The 17,220-nt window shown below is 60.1% G+C and carries 14 protein-coding genes; 8 read left to right on the plus strand and 6 right to left on the minus strand.

Features of this window, described 5'->3' with window-relative positions:
- Positions 1-33: 33 nt before the first annotated feature.
- The 3 genes from BJA_RS31945 to BJA_RS31955 form a co-directional block, all read right to left on the minus strand.
- Positions 34-1,158 (minus strand): glycosyltransferase family 4 protein, encoded by a 1,125-nt coding sequence (locus tag BJA_RS31945; protein ID WP_162494138.1) that lies wholly within the window; start codon positions 1,156-1,158, stop codon positions 34-36.
- A 157-nt stretch (positions 1,159-1,315) separates the two neighbouring features.
- Positions 1,316-2,476, minus strand: coding sequence for a hypothetical protein (locus BJA_RS31950; RefSeq protein ID WP_011089049.1), 1,161 nt, complete (start codon positions 2,474-2,476; stop codon positions 1,316-1,318).
- Between the two features lie 122 nt (positions 2,477-2,598).
- Positions 2,599-4,086 (minus strand): undecaprenyl-phosphate glucose phosphotransferase, encoded by a 1,488-nt coding sequence (locus tag BJA_RS31955; protein WP_038967692.1) that lies wholly within the window; start codon positions 4,084-4,086, stop codon positions 2,599-2,601.
- A 306-nt stretch (positions 4,087-4,392) separates the two neighbouring features.
- Here BJA_RS31955 and BJA_RS31960 point away from each other — a divergent pair, with 306 nt between their 5' ends.
- Together BJA_RS31960 and galE are read left to right on the plus strand one after the other, a co-directional pair.
- Positions 4,393-5,841, plus strand: a complete 1,449-nt coding sequence (locus BJA_RS31960) for a polysaccharide biosynthesis/export family protein (protein ID WP_011089051.1) — start codon at positions 4,393-4,395, stop codon at positions 5,839-5,841.
- A gap of 329 nt (positions 5,842-6,170) precedes the next feature.
- Positions 6,171-7,229, plus strand: a complete 1,059-nt coding sequence (galE, locus tag BJA_RS31965; protein ID WP_038967679.1) for a UDP-glucose 4-epimerase GalE — start codon at positions 6,171-6,173, stop codon at positions 7,227-7,229.
- Positions 7,230-7,557: 328 nt separating this feature from the next.
- Here galE and BJA_RS31970 read toward each other — a convergent pair whose 3' ends face one another.
- Entirely contained in the window at positions 7,558-7,800 is a 243-nt protein-coding gene (locus BJA_RS31970; RefSeq protein ID WP_133415028.1) for a hypothetical protein, read from the minus strand.
- Between the two features lie 466 nt (positions 7,801-8,266).
- Positions 8,267-8,644, minus strand: a complete 378-nt coding sequence (locus BJA_RS31975; RefSeq protein ID WP_011089053.1) for a VanZ family protein — start codon at positions 8,642-8,644, stop codon at positions 8,267-8,269.
- A 320-nt stretch (positions 8,645-8,964) separates the two neighbouring features.
- On the opposite strand from BJA_RS31975, the gene BJA_RS31980 reads away from it, so the two are divergent.
- The 6 genes from BJA_RS31980 to BJA_RS32005 all read left to right on the plus strand — a co-directional run bounded on the left by BJA_RS31980 (position 8,965) and on the right by BJA_RS32005 (position 16,063).
- Positions 8,965-9,186, plus strand: coding sequence for a hypothetical protein (locus BJA_RS31980; protein WP_038967680.1), 222 nt, complete (start codon positions 8,965-8,967; stop codon positions 9,184-9,186).
- Between the two features lie 391 nt (positions 9,187-9,577).
- Positions 9,578-11,950, plus strand: a complete 2,373-nt coding sequence (locus BJA_RS31985; protein WP_011089055.1) for a hypothetical protein — start codon at positions 9,578-9,580, stop codon at positions 11,948-11,950.
- A 93-nt stretch (positions 11,951-12,043) separates the two neighbouring features.
- The gene (locus tag BJA_RS31990) at positions 12,044-13,087 is read left to right on the plus strand and encodes a TAXI family TRAP transporter solute-binding subunit (RefSeq protein ID WP_011089056.1); all 1,044 of its coding nucleotides are present in this window, start codon (positions 12,044-12,046) and stop codon (positions 13,085-13,087) included.
- A gap of 53 nt (positions 13,088-13,140) precedes the next feature.
- The gene (locus BJA_RS31995; RefSeq protein ID WP_236842108.1) at positions 13,141-13,704 is read left to right on the plus strand and encodes a hypothetical protein; all 564 of its coding nucleotides are present in this window, start codon (positions 13,141-13,143) and stop codon (positions 13,702-13,704) included.
- 36 nt (positions 13,705-13,740) lie between these two features.
- The gene (locus tag BJA_RS32000; protein WP_011089058.1) at positions 13,741-14,346 is read left to right on the plus strand and encodes a DsrE family protein; all 606 of its coding nucleotides are present in this window, start codon (positions 13,741-13,743) and stop codon (positions 14,344-14,346) included.
- 820 nt (positions 14,347-15,166) lie between these two features.
- Positions 15,167-16,063, plus strand: coding sequence for a LysR family transcriptional regulator (locus tag BJA_RS32005; protein ID WP_038967682.1), 897 nt, complete (start codon positions 15,167-15,169; stop codon positions 16,061-16,063).
- Positions 16,064-16,073: 10 nt separating this feature from the next.
- On the opposite strand, the gene BJA_RS32010 is transcribed toward BJA_RS32005, so the two are convergent.
- Complete coding sequence (locus BJA_RS32010; protein ID WP_011089061.1) at positions 16,074-17,153, minus strand: isocitrate/isopropylmalate dehydrogenase family protein; 1,080 nt, start codon at positions 17,151-17,153, stop codon at positions 16,074-16,076.
- Between the last annotated feature and the right edge of the window lie 67 nt (positions 17,154-17,220).

Raw genomic sequence — 17,220 nt, forward strand, 5'->3', positions numbered from 1 at the left:
CCCTCACGGGACGTCCTGTACAGAATTGCGCTGCTACTCGAGATATTTCGTTGCCAAGTTTCGATTTCGTTCAATCGCCCCGGCCCGCAACGAGCCAACGCACGGATCGGCGTTGACGGCACGCGAGTGCGTGACGGCGAGCAATGCAGCGACAATCGCGGAGCTATCGTGAGGAACGCATATTCCTTTTGCGGCCCCCTCCGGCGTGATGCCGACGCCGGGCTGCCTCTGCGTGCCAGAAACGAAAACCCAACGATCAGAGCTCGTCAAAACATCCGTAAGTTTGCTGGGAAGGTACGGGCTATCCTTAATGTCGGCTTCAACGATCAGATTAGCCAATGCCCTGCTCGCGATGTACCTGCTAAACTTGTCGGGTAACGGCCCCAAAAGACACACCCCGTTCCCGAATTCACCGCTCTCAAGGCTTTGCTTTAGCTTCTGGCAAACGCTGCCGATGAACGTGAACGACATCCCGTGCGAGTGGATACACTGAGCCATCGCCTCTTTAAGCTGCGGCGAGAATCGTTCCTTGGACAAATCACCAAGATGAACCACTGACGATCGGGCTCGCTCAACTACTTCTGTCGACGGAATGTCAATGAGTTCATCTGCGAGATGTGCCGCCACAGCCAACTTGCCGGAGTGGCGCTTGAGCTCGGGATAATGATCAAACATGAACTCTACAGCGGACGAATTCGTGTATATGACTCGATCGAAGTTCGAGTAGACTTGCGAGATCAACTTCCTGTTGTAGTTTCCTGCCAGAGGAAACGCATATCTGTTGTAAGGTGAAGGTAGACCCCGATATGGCCAGGGATCCGAGAAGAATGCGATTTTTCGAACCTCATCGAGGGATTCCAGTTGCAGTCCGAGCAGTGGTACAAAAAACGGCTGTGCGACGAATATCGCGAACTCGGGTTGGAATTCCGCCACCCGACGGCGAAGAGCGCCGATCAGCAGATTCGATTTTGGGTACATGAAGTTGCTGGCGAACTCCGTGGCAACTCTGTTGACGATCGTTGATCGAACCAGGTTCAGCCTTCGGACGATGTCTTGGATCGCACTTGAGGGAGGAAACCGCACCACTTCTATCTCATCGGGGAATTGGGAATGGTCCGGCCGCCCGCCCACCTCGGTATCAAAGGAAAGAACGGACACAATGTTCCCATTGACGGCCGCAAGAGTTCTAGCCAACCGTCGGTTTTGAACAGCTCTGGCACTCATTCCGTAGAGGAATGGTCCGCAGACAATCAGGATTCTCAGAGTTCGCTCCTCGATATTGATTGAGGGGGCCGATCGAAACAACATTGCTCGACTAGGCATCCGGGCCGCGTCTGAAACCGCCCTGCACACCTAGTGCTCCAGGTTCGTCCCGCGCGTCTTGCCGTCGAAGCCGCGACAAGACAGCCGACGGATAGTTCTGACTGACCACAGCCGGTTGTGCCTGTTCACCAGCGATCCCAGATGGCATCCTGGTCGCGTCCCCGGCGACGAGGATGCCTCGAACAAATAGATCGCGCAGCATTCCGAGCGCGATGCCAAGAAACAGCCCTCCAACGATCGATATTCCAAAAACGATAAGCGGCTTCGGAGAGCTGGCTTCCAAGGGACGAGACGCCTCGATCAACAAATGCACTTCGGTATTGGAGGATTGCTGCTGTGCCTCCATGTAGCGGAGCATGCGGACAAAGTTCTCATAAGCCTTTGTGGAGATTTCCGCAGCAGCTTCCAGCTCGCGGAGATTACCCTGCGCATTAACCGAAGACTGCGACGAAGACTTACCTACGCCACCAGCTTGATGCTCCGCCACGGCGTTCTGGGCGGCTGACGCTTTGTTGCTTAGTTCGGCGATCCTATCCTTGACCCATTTTTCGTCGCCCAGGCCCGACTTGAATTTCGCCTCCATTTGAGCCGCAATATGCGTCTCCGCGATGGTGTTCAGAATCTTTGCAGCTCGCTGGGGATCTGCTGAGTCGAACGCAATCTCGACGATGTAGGTAAGACCGACACGCTTAGCCGAGAGCTTGCGGTCGAACGACCGCAGAGCTCGGCGCATCACGTCAAATTCCGTTTCTGGCTCCATTAGCCCGAACAGTCGCAATACCGACTTGATTGCGCCGCGCAAGCCGCCGGATGTCGCGCCAAACTCCGCATCTTCCGCCAGACTTAGTTTCCTTATCACTGCGCGTGCGAGGCCCTCAGATTTTATGATGGCGATCTGACTTTCGACCATCGTTGAAGCAGACGCAGCGTCGATCGGAGGCGCTTTCGCATCTATGACGAGCTTCGAAGTGGCGGTGTAGGTCTGCGTTGCGGTGGCGAGGTAGAGAGTAGCACCGCCAACCGTAACCAAAAACGCCAGCGACATGATCGAGAGGTGCCGCCGTACGAAAGCCAAGGCGGCCGCCAGGGACTCGACTGGCGAACGGAATTCTTCCGAATCTGTCGAACCATCCGCTCTACGCATCTGTGCCATGTTCTCGTACCTGCGCTGCTAGACATTACCCAAGGCGAAACACCATCCGCGAGAAGAACGCATGGCGGCGGGCAATTTGCACGCTCCGTGCGCTACACAATGCTGAAGGCCACTAGTGAAAGCTAGTATGCATTCCGATACACCTTTCTCGAGAACAGGGTCAGGATGACGATCTTGACGTCGAAGAGAAGCGACCAGTTGTCGATGTAGAAGAGATCGTGCTCAACACGCCGCCGCATCTTTTCAAGTGTGTCGATGTCGCCACGATATCCATTGACCTGAGCCCAGCCGGTAATGCCGGGCTTGACGTTGTGACGACGGTAAAACGACGCAATGAGCCGGGCAAACGTCTCGTTCTGCGAAGTCGCGTGCGGACGGGGTCCAACGAGGGACATGTTGCCGATGAGCACGTTGAATAGCTGCGGAAGTTCGTCGAGATTGCTGCGGCGCAAGAAGCGGCCGACTCGGGTTACACGTGGATCGTTTCTGACGGCAGGACTGAAATTGTCGCCATCTTCCATTACGACCATTGATCTGAATTTCAATACGCGAATGGGCTCATTGTTGTAGCCATGTCGCGTCTGGCGAAACAGCACCGGCCCGCGGGAATCCAGCTTGATCAGGATAGGAATGATAACGAAGAAGGGAATAGCCAAAACGAGTCCTGCGATAGAGGCCGCAATGTCGAACACTCGCTTGACTGCTCGGTTGAACTGAGTGAGGGGACACTGGAATATCCGCATCGTCACCATGTTGCCGAATTGGGTGATCCGCGACATGGCGATTAGATCGATAGCGCCGACCGGGACGACGTGAACGTCGACCGGCAGCTCGGATAGAGCCCCAGCCAGCGCAAGGGCAGCCGGGACATCGGACTCCGAACTTAGAATGACAATGTCGTCCGCTCCGAGAGGTCGGCAGTCCGCGACCAGTTGGTGCGCCTGAGGAAGAGCTCCGCCGGCGGACACCATTGCCGAAGAACTCGGGCCAGCCGTCGGGAATTCAAACGAACGAATTGTCCTAATTCCGCTGACGAACACGCGAGCAGAGAACTCCGAACAGTGAGACCGGTCTCCGATAAGAATGACGCGCCTGGCATCGATCAGCCCGGATGCAATGGCCGGCTGCAAAAGAGAGAACAACACTGTCCGCGTGCAGAGTACTGCAAGAAGAACGCTTGCCGCCTGGGCTATGACGGTGGCTCGCGAAAAGCCGTCCGAGATCTTGAGAAGAAATATAGTCGAAATGAAAAAGGAGAATACGAAGAAGACGGAGCTAGCGCCGCTCCATAGGAACACGTGCCGGGTCTGCGTCTGGATCCGCGAATATTGGCGCAGCCCTACGGAAACGAGCAGCTGCAACGTAGAAATGAAGATTGATTGCTGGATGTACTTGGAAGCATCCGGAGGGTCGAGCAGGACCAGCCGATGATAGAGAACAGCCGCGGAATAGGCGGCAATAGCTACGAGTACAAGTTCAGCACTTGCCGCCAATACGAGTAAGGCAACCAGGCGGTTCTTACCGGTGCCCGCTGCAACTGCCCTGCTTCCGGCGACAAAATGCGCTTGGCGCTTCGCTGGAGCAGGCGAATTGAAAAACGCGTAACTCACCTGCAACTCCCAGTCCGCCGACCGGTAAAAACAGTAGCATTCGATTACAGGCCGGCGTTGGCAATAAGTGGGTAGAGTGGAGTAACCACGATGGTCGATTGAGCGGGGGCGGCGCGGGACTAAATTGTGCGGACAGATCAATCCAAGACGAGGCAATGAGCGGCCCAGCGCACCGAGGAAACGAGCGTCAGTTTCCAGACCGCCCTTTGAAGCGATTGCCCCGACGGTGGTGGTGCCGCGTCGTCGCCATAGATCGATTTGAACGACCTCGTTGGATGACCACGTCCGTATGGAGAGTTTGCTGCCATGCCGAGCTCCACACCGCGCAATCGTTTCAGTGACGCAATGTTTAGCAGGAGGCGCAATCAATGCATCAGATGGAGCCTGATCGCGGCCAGTCTGATGTTTTCGGCTCATGCGAAGGCCGAGTATCGAGTGAGCGTTGGAGATGTCCTTGAGGTTACGGTCGCGGGCGTCCCCGAGCTACGACATCGGGCTCCTGTCCAGATGGATGGCAATATTTCCTTGCCGCTGGTCGGGCTGCTCCAAGTAGCGGGCCTCCCCGTGCAGCAGATTCGAGCCAAGATCGGCGCTGCACTGACAAGCAAGGTCTTTCGACAGAGGACACCAGATGGCCGCGAGGTTATCGTCGTCATAGACGGAGACGGGATCACGACGTCGGTCGCCGAGTATAGGCCGGTTTACATAAACGGAGACATTTCGAAGCCGGGGGAATACACCTATCGACCGTCCATGACTGCGCGCCAGCTTGTCGCCATCGCGGGCGGCTACGACATCATGCGCATCAAGATGAACAACCCCTATCTCGAGTCAGCCGACCTGCGAAGCGAATATGGATCCCTTTGGACCGAGTTCGCCAAGGAACAGGCGCATATGTGGCGCATCAAGAGCGAACTCGGAGAGGCCACTCAGCTTAGCCCGGGCGCACTGACGGACGTTCCCGTGGCTCGGTCGGCGATCTCAGAAATCGTACACGCAGAAACGGAATACCTTAAGATCAAGGAGAATGATCATCAGCAGGAGAGGTCGTATCTCGAGCGGGGAGTCCGACAAGGAGACGAGGAGGTACGCGTACTGTCTGAGCAACAGAAGAGAGAGGAAGAGGGATTTCAGTCAGACCTGGAAGAGCTGCAAAAGGCGCAGGATTTATTCGCCAGGGGAAACTTGACCAGCCCTCGCGTTACAGATGCGCGTCGCGCGGTGTTGTTGTCCTCAACCAGGAAGCTGCAGACTTCCGCGCAACTGATGCAGGTCAAGAAGCAGCAGGACGAACTCGTCAGAAAGCTGACAAAGCTCGATGATCAACGGCGCCTCGACCTATTCCGCGAGCTACAGAACGCGAGCTTGAAGCTCAACCAAATTCGCGAGAGGCTACAGAGCGTCGGTGAGAAGCTTCAGTATACTGCAATGGTTCGAACCCAGCTCGCTGGAGGAGGCGGCAGCAAGCCGGGCATCGCCATCATCCGGAAAGGCGAAGGAGGGCCGGAACGGATTACTGCGAACGAAGACACCGAGTTGCAGCCCGGTGATGCCATAGAGGTCACCCTGCGTTACGAGGATGGTCTTGAGGCCCCTCCCCGAAAGAAGCTAAGCAATTTAAACACCCCAGCGGCGACGGGCCGCATCGACGTGCCAGCAGCTGAATCGTTGCGACCGGCAGCAGATGATGAGGCCACGCGCGGCGTGACCCCGCACCGTAACACGGGCGACGCGCTCTCGTTCCAGCGGAAATGAAACTAGTCAGCCTGCATCGGTAGGCCACGGGATTGGAAGAGCTCCCTTACTGACCGCCTCGAAACTGTCGCGGGTCAAGCGCGACGCCTCGCAGATGCAGACCGCGCTTCGACGGCCCGCAATTTGGCAGCGATTTGGATCATGCCGCCGCCGCGATACCAGCGGGATAAACCCGATGCCGGCGATCGTCGTTCAGGGCGATATGCCTGAATGCCCATCAGAGGTAGTTCTTAAAGCCCAAAATCGCCGCTCCCGGCGGCGCGACTTGCCAGTAGAGTAGTGTCCACGGTGCACGGAGGCCGGTTGAGCGAAAGCGAAAGGTGTCCGAAATGATCTTGGTGACCGGAGGTGCCGGCTACATCGGGTCGCACGTCTGTATCGCATTGCTGGACGCCGGGTTCGACGTCGTCGTCGTCGATAATCTTTCCAACAGCAACAAGGCCTCGCTTGAGCGCGTCCAATCCATCTGCGGGCGATCGCTCGTCTTTCGGCATGCAGATATCCGGAATGAAGAGCTGATCTACGACATGCTTCGTACCTGCGGAGTGACTGCGGTCATTCACCTCGCAGGACTGAAGGCGGTGGGCGATTCCAATGTACGGCCCATGATGTATTACGAGAACAACGTCCTGGGAACGATGCGCCTGCTGTCGGCCATGGAGAGGGCGAATGTAACGACGCTCGTCTTCAGCTCGTCGGCGACCGTCTACGGGATGCCTCAATACCTGCCGCTTGACGAGAAGCATCCCCTCGGTCCGACCAATCCGTACGGCCGCACAAAGCTCGTCATCGAAGAGATGCTGAAGGATCTCTGCAGGTCCCACGACGGTTGGCGGATCGGCAATCTTCGCTACTTCAATCCGGTTGGCGCGCACGAAAGCGGGCTCGTCGGGGAAGACCCGCTGGGCGTTCCCAGCAACCTGGTGCCGTTCGTGGCGCAGGTGGCGATTGGACGGCGGGAGAAGCTGCGGATCTGGGGAAACGACTATGACACGCCGGATGGCACCGGAATCCGCGACTTCATTCACGTGGTCGATCTCGCATCCGGGCATTTGAGTGCCTTGCGCCAGCTCAGGCAACCCGGTCTAATCACGGTCAATCTTGGAACGGGCAACGGCAGCAGCGTTCTGGACATCGTCCGCACGTTTGAATCGGTGAGCGGACGATCAATCCCCTATGAAATCGGGGAGCGCCGGGCCGGTGATGTCGCCGCCTGCTATGCCGACCCGACCGTTGCGAAGGACGCGTTGGGCTGGGCATCGACGCGATCGTTGGAGCAGATGTGTGCGGACCATTGGCGGTGGCAATTGCAGAACCCCAACGGCTATCAGGGCGGCGAGCTTCCGAGGGCGCGGGAGCGGTCCAGGCATCTCCGTCGTCATGCCTGAGCGTGCGCGCCCGAGGTGTTGGAACGTACACCGGAGGGTCTGACCGCATGAGTGGAGCTCGGATCGAGGCGCTGCAGCGTGCGCGCCGCCCCATCAGAGGTAGCTCGAAATGACCCAAAATCTCCTCACCGCAGAACGAGCCTGCAGGTAAGATGCAGTCGCGCGTGGGGATTTGCGATGCCACACTATCGTGCGTACGTTCTGGACGAACACGGCCAATTGGGTAGCGTGGTCAACCTTCACTGCCCTGACGACGCGTCCGCAACCAAGCGGGCCGGGCGGTTGGCGGATGGTCGCGAGGTTCAGCTTTGGCGACTGGTTGCCGAGCTCAAATTCGACGAACCGCAGCACCGTTCCAGGCGGCGGCGGAGTGTCCGCGCGCCAATGCACTGAGCTGAATTGAGCGTTGCACGTTCGCCTCGGTCATCCCCACCGACAATTTCCATTGCGGTTCGACTGCGAACTTCGCGCCGGTACGCGCTTCCGTCGAGAGCGACCTGCCCGGGATGAGGAAGCGGCCGATGGGGCCGGCGCTGGCGGTAGAATCGAGGAGGGTGGAGCAATAGATCAACTACGCGGCGCCCCCACGGATGCGCATCGGCCTGCCTGCGCGCCATTGCGCTGACCTCGTGTGTCGAAGCGGCCGTATAGGCAATTCGCGGACGTCCCGCAGAAATCGTGCAGGAGCAGCCCGAATGCCCTGCTTCCGATGATCAATCCCTCACCCGCAGATAACTCACCCAGGCCCACGAAGTCGGTAGACTCGGCGTCACAAGGCTATCACGCGCGGTTTCATCATCCTTGGCCTGCGACGGCCGCCCGCGCATCACCGACTTAGCGCGTCGCGCCCCCTGCCGGAGTCCCAGGACTTCGCTTCCATGTAACTATCTCCTCGGCGAAGGCGGCAGAAACAGCGGTAACACCGCCTCACTGTCGCGGGGGCTGACGTGCGCCGTTGCGGCTCACGGCGCTTTAACGATTCCGCGCGTGGTACGTGATGCGCAAGAAGCTCTGGGTGAGGCAAATCAGTCTGCTCATTAAGGACGTTCGCGTGTCAACGGATCGGGATCTTCGTCAACATGCGCCATCATCCGGGCGGCCGCGGCGGACAGCGCGAAGCCGACGCACGCCGAGAGCGCATCGACCACAAAATCCTCAAGCCTCGCATGCCGTCCCGGCGCCCATAGTTGCATAATCTCAAGCAGGCCGATCAGGACAACGGCGATCGCTGAAACAGTCCAGCGCCGCTGCGGATAGGCTAGGGCAAAGAGAATCCCGACCAGAAGAAAGGCGAGCGCGTGATCGCCTTGCTGCCCGAGAACAGGGTGAGGCCGAACGCCCTCAGGTCCAAGCGTTACGAAAGTGACGATGGCCGTGAGCAGCCACGCAACAAGCCGAAGAGCGGTACGAACCATTAAAGCGCCCCGATTGGAAGCCCCAGCCGGGGCCCTTCATTTCCGAGACTCGATATCAAGAGCATGATCCCTCCACCCACCGCAAACGGCAACTTCAATACTCATAACGATTCAGCGAATATTCTTCGTACGCCGCGTGCAGAACATCATTGGACGCTCGACGTATATTTTCAAATAGCGCTTGGCACAGGCTGCCATGCATAGGGAGTACCCACCCATGGTAGTTGTTCTGACGGCTCCCTCTTGGCAACAATAGCTGGTTTCCTCAGGGTCAAGGGCAATGCAATGGCGACCCAGGAAGACGCTACTCGGAGGCCAGCTTGTCGATTAGCCGCACGCAGACCATTGAATGGGACGGCAAAGCCCTGAGCGGTTGGGTAGATCTCGGCGGAACGCCGACGAAAGTCTCGGCAGACCGGGAAACAATCCATACCCATGCGCCTGGCTTTAGTGACGCACTCAACCGCGAAATCGACCGGCATCGGGATGAGATTTTCGAGAAGCTGCTCCCGTTCTTCAAGCAGCAGAAACGAGAGTTCTAGCGCGGTTGATTGTGGTTGCACGTAGGAATTGTCGACGCGTTTGCTTCGGCCGAAGGCTGTAGCAACCAGCAGTGCTTGCCCGCGCCCCTATCCGGTCGCGATAGAGGCAGGCCCGGAATGGGCGGTCCCAGGCTCGAGCTCACTGGAGCCGCTCATTGGCGAAGACGGCGGGCCCGCCACCGTTCGTTGGCGATCAGTTCCATTCGCGAAACACAGATACACGGGAGAGGCCTTTGAACAATTCACGGCTTCGATGATCGGGCACAATCTGTGGCCTAACCCGAAAGTGGTGGGGAGGGTCCTCCATCCGAGCTATATGATTCGCGTAAGGATGCTGGGCATAATGATGCATCAGGGGGAAATCGTACCGCCACGCGACAGGTGATTGCAGATGAGTCGCAGGGTCATGTTCAACGGGAAAGTGGTGAAGATCTCCCTCACGCGGCGAGAACGTGCGCCCCTGTGCATGGCAGCGGTCATGCTCGCTATGACATGGGCCTCGGAAACGGACGCTTCCCCGCGTCAGGCGCGGCACCTCGCAGACACGCAGCAGGCGACGACTGCCCGCGATCGCGGTTCTGACGAGTTCAAGACCTGGCCGCCGCCCTCAGGCGGAAGCGACAAATCGATACAGATTGCGCAAGCGACGACTCCCCACACAGGAGCCCTGCAGCAACCTCCGGAGCAGCAACGCGACTGGGCAGAGTCACTGTCTTGCGAACTTGCCTTTGCAAGGCGCGACATTGCGCTGCTGCAACATTTCGAGCAGGAGCGCGACCGGGCCGACTGGCTCGCGCAGGATCTTGACGCTGCGCGGCGCGAGGTCGAAACGCAAAAGGCGTTGGTGGCGAAGGCCGTCGAGGAGGCTTCCCGCCTGAAGGAAGCTTCCCGGCCGAATCGAGCGGGCGAGAGTGGCCCGGCTGAGTTGCAGGCATCGCTGCAGGAGGAGCGCGAGCGGTCGGTACGGCTGGAGCAGGATCTCGCAGCCGCGCTGCGCAATGTCGAAACGCAGACTGCGCTGGCGACGAAAGCGGGTGAGGAAACGTCCCGGCTGAAACAGGCGGGAGAGAGCCAAGCCGTCGAGCTGCAGAAGGCCCTGCAACAGGAGAGCGAGCGAACAGCGCGGCTGGAGCGGGATCTCGCAGCCGCGCGGCACGATGCCGAAACCCAGACTGCGCTGGCGACGAAAGCAGATGAGGAAACGTCCCGGCTGAAACAGGCAGGAGAGAGCCAAGCCGTGGAGCTGCAGAAGGCCCTACAACAGGAGAGCCAGCGGACAGCGCGGTTGGAGCAGGATCTCGCAGCCGCGCGGCACGATGCCGATACCCAGACTGCGCTGGCGACGAAAGCAGGTGAGGAAACGTCCCGGCTGAAACAGGCAGAAGAGAGCCAAGCCGTGGAGCTGCAGAAGGCCCTACAACAGGAGAGCCAGCGGACAGCGCGGTTGGAGCAGGATCTCACAGCGGCGCGGCAAAACGTCGAGTCCCAAACTGCGTTGGTGGCAAAGGCAAACGAGGCAAAAGAGGAAATGTCGCAGCGAAGTCGGGCGGCGGAGGCCAGCGCCGCAGACTTGAGGCAATCGATGCAGAAGGAGCGCGAAAGGGCCGACACGCTTGCGCAAGATCTCTCCCTGACGCGAAGCGCCATCTATGCATATCAGGCGCAAACCGCGCTGTTGGCGAAGCCCAGCGAGGGCCCGTCCCGGCTCAAAGCGGCAGCAGGGGGCGATGCGGTGGAATTGCAGAAATTCCTGCAACAGGAGCGGGATCGGACCGGCCGGCTGGAGCAGGCGCTTGAGGCCGCGCAACGCGATATCGATGCGCAGACCGCCCTGGCGGCAAAAGCGAGCGACGAGGTCGTCAGGCTGACGCAGGCCGCAAAAGCCGGCGCCGCGGAGCAGATACGATCGATCCAGAAGGAGCACGAGAGAGCCGATGCGCTGGCGCAGGATCTCTCGATGGCACGCAGCAAGATCTACGCATACGAAGCTCAAGCGGCCAAAGCCAGCGAGGAAGCGGCACAGCACAAGCAGACTGAAGCGAGCGAAGTCGCCTCCTTGGGGCAATCGCTGCAACGGGAGCGCGAGCGGGCCGAGCAGCTGGCCCGGGATCTCGCGAAAGCAGGCCGCGATCTCGACGCGCAGACCGAGCGAGCGTCCAAGGCGAGCGAGGAAGTCCTACGGATCAAGCAGGCCGGAGAGCGAGACTCGGCCGAGCTGCGCGGCTTGTTGCAGCGTGAGCGCGAGCGGGCCGAAGGACTGGAGACGGAGATCGCATTGGCGCGTCTCGACAACGGCGCCTTTGTGGCGAAACATCCCTCGCCCGCGTCTCAGCCGGCGACGACCGGAAAGGCCATGCGTGAGCCGTTCGCAGCGCCGGCGCGACAAATCCAGGATCAGCCGGTCCAGGAGAAGCCAGCCCAGGATAAGCAAGTCCAAGATCAGGCCATAGTGGCGCGCAGCCCAGGCGACGCCCGGGTCAATCCTGACGAAGCAGTGCAAGTCGCGAGGCTGATCGCGCGCGCGAGCTTGCTGCTCGAACAGGGAGACATCGGCGCAGCGCGGATCGTGCTGGAGCACGTCGCCGGGATGGGCAGTGCGCAGGCAATCTTCGTACTCGCTGAAACCTACGATCCGCTGATCCTACCCAGTCTTGGAACGTATGGAACTCACGGGGACGCGACCAGGGCGCGAGATCTCTATGCGCGGGCCGAAGCCGGCGGAATCAAGGAGGCGAAAGCGCGCTTCGAAGCCCTGCGTCGATAACACGGTCTTGTGCGGCGATTTTCCAAACCGGCCACGCGCAATCAAGGATCGAAAGCGCCGACACGGATGCAGCATGTTTAGAGGAGTTGGTCGATGAAAAGGCTTACAGGATTGCGTCGGCTGCTCCTGATCGCGTCGTTCGCACCATTGCTGCTGGCGATTCAACCTTGGGCGGATGCGCGGCCGCAAGATACTCGACCTCACAAGATTCGTCTGGCACGGCCCGAGCCGCCGCAGCCAAGGCCTCAGGTGATCTCCATGAACGCCTGGACGATCGGCCTGGCCGGAGGTCTCCTCGAGGGCGCGCCGATCCGCCTGGCGGCGGAGATCGCCCGTGTGGTCGACGATGGAGATAACCTGCATGTTCTGCCGGTTGTCACTCGTGGCGCCGCGGAAAACCTTAATTCCCTGCTCTATTTGCGCGGCATCGACGCGGCGATCATCAATTCCGACGCGCTCGAGGAATACAAGATCCAGGTGCCGGACATCCAGCGACGAATTGCGTATGTCCTCAATCTGTTTCCGTCCGAGCTGCATATCTTCGTTCGACCCGAGATTCGAACCTTGAACGATCTCGCCGGCAAGAAAGTCAACTTCAATACGCTGGGCACCGCTGCGGCGTATTCGGGGCCGCTGATCTTCAGTCGCCTCAATCTCGAGGTCGAGAAGACGTTCATTCCACATCAGGTCGCGCTCGAGCAGATGCGCAAGGGCGAGATGGCCGCCGTCGTCTTCATTACTTCGAAGCCGGTGGATGCTTTCGTGCGGGGCCGTTGGGAGCCAGGTTTCAAGTTCCTGCCCCTCCCCTACGAGAGCAAGTTCGAGGACTACTATCTTCCCGCCGCCCTCGATGGGACCGACTATCCCAATCTGATCAAGCCGGGCGAACGGGTTTCAACGATCGCCGTGCCGACCGCTCTGGTCGCCTTCAATTGGCCGGCCAACTCGAACCGCTCTGAGCGCGTCGCGCGCTTCATCGATCACCTGTTCTCCCGGATCGACAGATTGCAGGGGCCCGGCTTCGATCCGAAGTGGAAATCCATCAACCTTGCTGCGACGGTTCCGGGTCTCACGCGCGTCCCTGCGGCGCAGCTGTGGCTGGATCGCCAGCCCCGCGCAACACAAGCATCGCAATGAAACGCGCCGCGGTCCTTCTTCTTATTGTGCTCGGGGCTACAGGAGGCATTGCGTTGGCCCAGGATCCCATGACGCAGCTCCGTTCCTGCCTTCAGAAGGACCACGCGGAGCGCCTGGCGTGTCTGAATAGAATGACGCGTACCATCGCGCCTCAGAATCGCCCGACGCCCGAAGACGACTGGATCGTCAGCCAGACAACCTCCCCCATCGACTATTCACCGATCGCGACCGCTACGACATCGTCGCGCAGCGGGACCGGCGAGTCCGCGATGCAATTATCGATCCGCTGCCGCGGCGGCCGGACGGAGCTGGCACTCGCTGGACCCGGCATCTCCCGCGGAGGCGGTGACGATGCAATTTCCTATCGCGTCAATGACAATCCGGCGGTGCAGGTTGCGGCAGCCGTCCCGGCATTCGGTCCCGGCGTCGCGTTCACCGGGGACGTCGTTCGCTTACTGCAGTCGCTTCCAGGCAGCGGGGACCTTATTGTCCTGCTCTCACCACGGGGCGGCGCTGCCCGTGACGGGACGTTCTCCCTCGCCGGGCTGGATGCGGCGCGTGCGAAGATCGCCGCGGCGTGCAAATGGCCGCGCGCGATCGCGACACCAAATCGTTGATGGTGTGCATATGATTTTCTTCGATGGAGGCGGATAATGATCAGATTTCAACATATCGCCAAATCGGTCGTGATGGCAGCGATCGCCGTTCTGGTTTCCGCATCGTTTTCGGCCGCGGAGCAGGGCGGAAAGTACTGGACGCCGGCGGACGGGCAACCCGTCCCGCACAAGGCGGGCCATGCGAGGCAACACGTGGCGAAGCCGACGACGGCGACGGCGACGCGGAAGCAATCCGCGTTTGCCCGCATGGAGGATTCGGCCGCAGCAAAGAAAAGAGAACATCATTTGATCCTGCAGGTGAATACCAACGACCCCGCAGCGATGAATCTCGCGCTCAACAACGCGACCAATGTGGCGCAATACTACAAGGACGCTGGCGAGAAGGTGAAGATCGAGGTCGTCACGTTCGGGCCCGGCCTGCACATGCTGCGTGAAGACACCTCGCCGGTAAAGACGCGCATCGAGGAGATGGCCCTGAGCACGCCCGAGGTTTCGTTCAAGGCCTGCGGCAACACCCAGGAGAAAATGCAGAAGGCCGAGAGCAAGGACATACCGATTGTTCGGCAGGCGGAGGTCGTGAAGTCGGGCGTCGTGCGCGTGATGGAATTGCAGGAGATGGGCTGGACCTACGTCAAGCCGTAGGCCAACCATGTCAGGACCGGCCCAAACCAACCCCAGATTTCCATCGGGGTCGCGTATTCAGGTAAAGCCCACGGCTGGCCCTCGCCTGGCTGGAAAGACCGGGAGGGTGATTGGCGTTGGATACTATCCGAAGAGTCTCCGTGTGGTTCTCGACGGATCGAAGGCTCCGCTTACTCTTCACGCAGACTATGTGGTCGCGATTGATGCGCGAACCGACCATCCACGGTCGGATTGATGGATGGCGTCTCCGGTATGGACTTGAAGATCACCTGCCTTCTTACCGATTGAAAAACGGGGACTCTCGCTCCAATCCGTCAAGGTCCGGATCGCCCTCTCCGGCGGGTGAAATCGTCCGCGCGGTAAGATCACGTCACCGCCAGCGCAGTCACTTTGATGCAGGACCTCAAGCTATTGCGCGGGGTAGCCTTACACATCGTCAGGGCCCGATATCGGAAAAGACCGTCCGAGAAATCAGCTGCTCAAACGGTTCCCCCCGTTAAGCCGCCGATTTGGTGGGCGCACCAGGGCTCGAACCTCGGACCCGCTGATTAAGAGATTGCGACGGGTTGAGAGCAATCAATGGCTTGCCTGCCTCAGACTGGAGCTTATCCGGCCGAGAATGGGCGTCTGCCGCGCGATCACAACGCTGCTTTTGCCCGGCCGGCCGGAGTCTTGCTGCACCGCAACTTGGCTGCAGATTTCTTCGTGCGCGTGCCTGCCAATCAGCACTGGATATTGCGGGTGGACCCATTCCGGGCAAAGAGAGGAACCCTCGTCCTCCTGCGATAAACCGCATAGACGCCGAACAAGGTAGCAGCCGTTGTCGAACATCAATCTCAAGCTTCTCCATACCTTCCTGCTCGCGGCGGAGCACGAAAGCTTCAGGAAAGCCGCACAGGAATCGAACCGGTCTCCGTCCGCGGTGAGCATGCAGGTCCGCGGGCTGGAGGAGCAGATCGGCGTCCAGCTCTTTCGCAGAACGCCGCAGAAGGTCCTGCTGACGCCCGAGGGCCGGATCCTGTTCGAACAGGCCAAGCGTGCGCTGCAGGAGGTCCAGTCAGGGCTCGATTTGCTGACGGAAGCAGCTCAGTCGCGCAGCCGCCACATTCAGATGGCCTGCGTCCCGACGCTTGCGACTGGCTGGCTTCCGAACATCCTGGCGACTTTCAAGATCCGTCATCCGAACACCCAGGTGCAACTCATGGAGTTGCCGACCGGGCCCATGCTTGAACTGCTGCGACGGCGGGATGTCGAATTCGGAGTTGGTCCGCAGATTCCTGGCATGGAGGATTTCGAGTTCGAGCCGATCCTCGAGGATCCGCTCTATGCTTGCGTGCCGCCCGTCTTCGACGAGGGACAATCGAGCGTCTGCTTTGCCGACCTCGTCGACAAGCCCACGATCATGCTGTCGAAATCGACTGCTGTCCGGGGATTGATCGATGACACGCTGGAGACACTCGGAATCCATCTCGATGTCCCGTTCGAGGTCCAGCAGGCCACGACGGCAATGGCCCTTGCGGCGTCCGGGCTCGGCATTGCAATCGTGCCCCGGGTCGCGCTGGTGCAGGCCGGAGTGCAGCAATTTCGCATGGTGCCGATCTCCAACCATGTCGGGCTCCGTCAGGTCGGCCTGATCACCGCGCGCGGGCCGATCCTCCGCCCCAACACCGAACGGCTGATTACCTTGATACGAACCAGCCTTGCCCAGCTCCGCTGAGCCCGGCGCATCAAAGCCGTTTCAGCAGAGCATCCACGACCTGATTGGTCGGCGCGACGCCGCCGATGTCGCGGGTCCTCAATGCGGGGTCCTCCAGCCCGGCGCACACCGCAGCTTCGATCCTGTCGGCCCCAAGCTTCAGCCGGCTATCGCGATGGCGCTGATCCAGACGCCTCAGCATCAGGATCGATGCCAGGATGGTTCCATAGGGATTGGCGAGTCCCTTTCCCGCGATGTCGGGCGCCGAGCCGTGCGAGGCCTGGAAGAAACCGATCCCGTCACCGACCTCTTCCGATGGAGCCATGCCCATGCCGCCGACGGTCGCCGCACCGAGATCGGAAATGATGTCGCCGAACATGTTCTCGGTAACGATGACGTCGAAATGAGTGGGCTTGTTGACGAGATGAACCGTCATCGCGTCAACTAGGACGTGCTCGGCCTCGATGTCGGGATATTCCTTCGCCACCTCGTCGAACACGGCACGGAAGAACGCGTAGGTCCGCAGCACATTGGCCTTGTCGCAGCAGGTCACGCGGCGTCGTCCGTCCTTCGGCGAGCCGTTGCGCGTTCTGGCCAGCTCGAACGCGAACCGTACGATGCGCTCGACGCCCTTCCGGGTCTGGACGAGGGTATCGACAGCCACTTCTTCCCTCAGTAGCGCACCCGCGCCGCGCGCGGCATAGAGTCCTTCGCTGTTCTCCCTGACGATGACGTAATCGATCGGACCCGGCCGCCCCAGGGGCGACGGAACGCCCTTGTAGAGTTTGATCGGCCGTACATTGGCAAAAAGGTCGAGCTTGAAGCGGAGCGTCAACGTGAAGTCGAGCCCGGCTTCGGTCCCGTCAGGATGGACCACGCCGGGAATGCCGGCCGCACCGTGCAGAATGGCGTCGGCCGTCCTGCAGCCCTCGAACGAGGCTGCCGGGAACGAGTCCCCCGTCTTCAGGAAATGATCGGCGCCCGCGGGATAGTCCACGAACCGCAGCGTGCCGGCCTGGACGCCGGCCTGCAGCACCGCGACCGCCGCACGCGCCACTTCAGGGCCGATGCCGTCGCCATGCACGACAGCAATTGTGTAAGTGTCTTTCATGATACTCGCTCGGTGAATTGCATCTGTGGTTGCCTCAGATTGCGCACGGCAGGCACGCATGCGATCG

It is taken from the genome of Bradyrhizobium diazoefficiens USDA 110 (assembly GCF_000011365.1).
Taxonomy (GTDB): Bacteria; Pseudomonadota; Alphaproteobacteria; order Rhizobiales; family Xanthobacteraceae; genus Bradyrhizobium; species Bradyrhizobium diazoefficiens.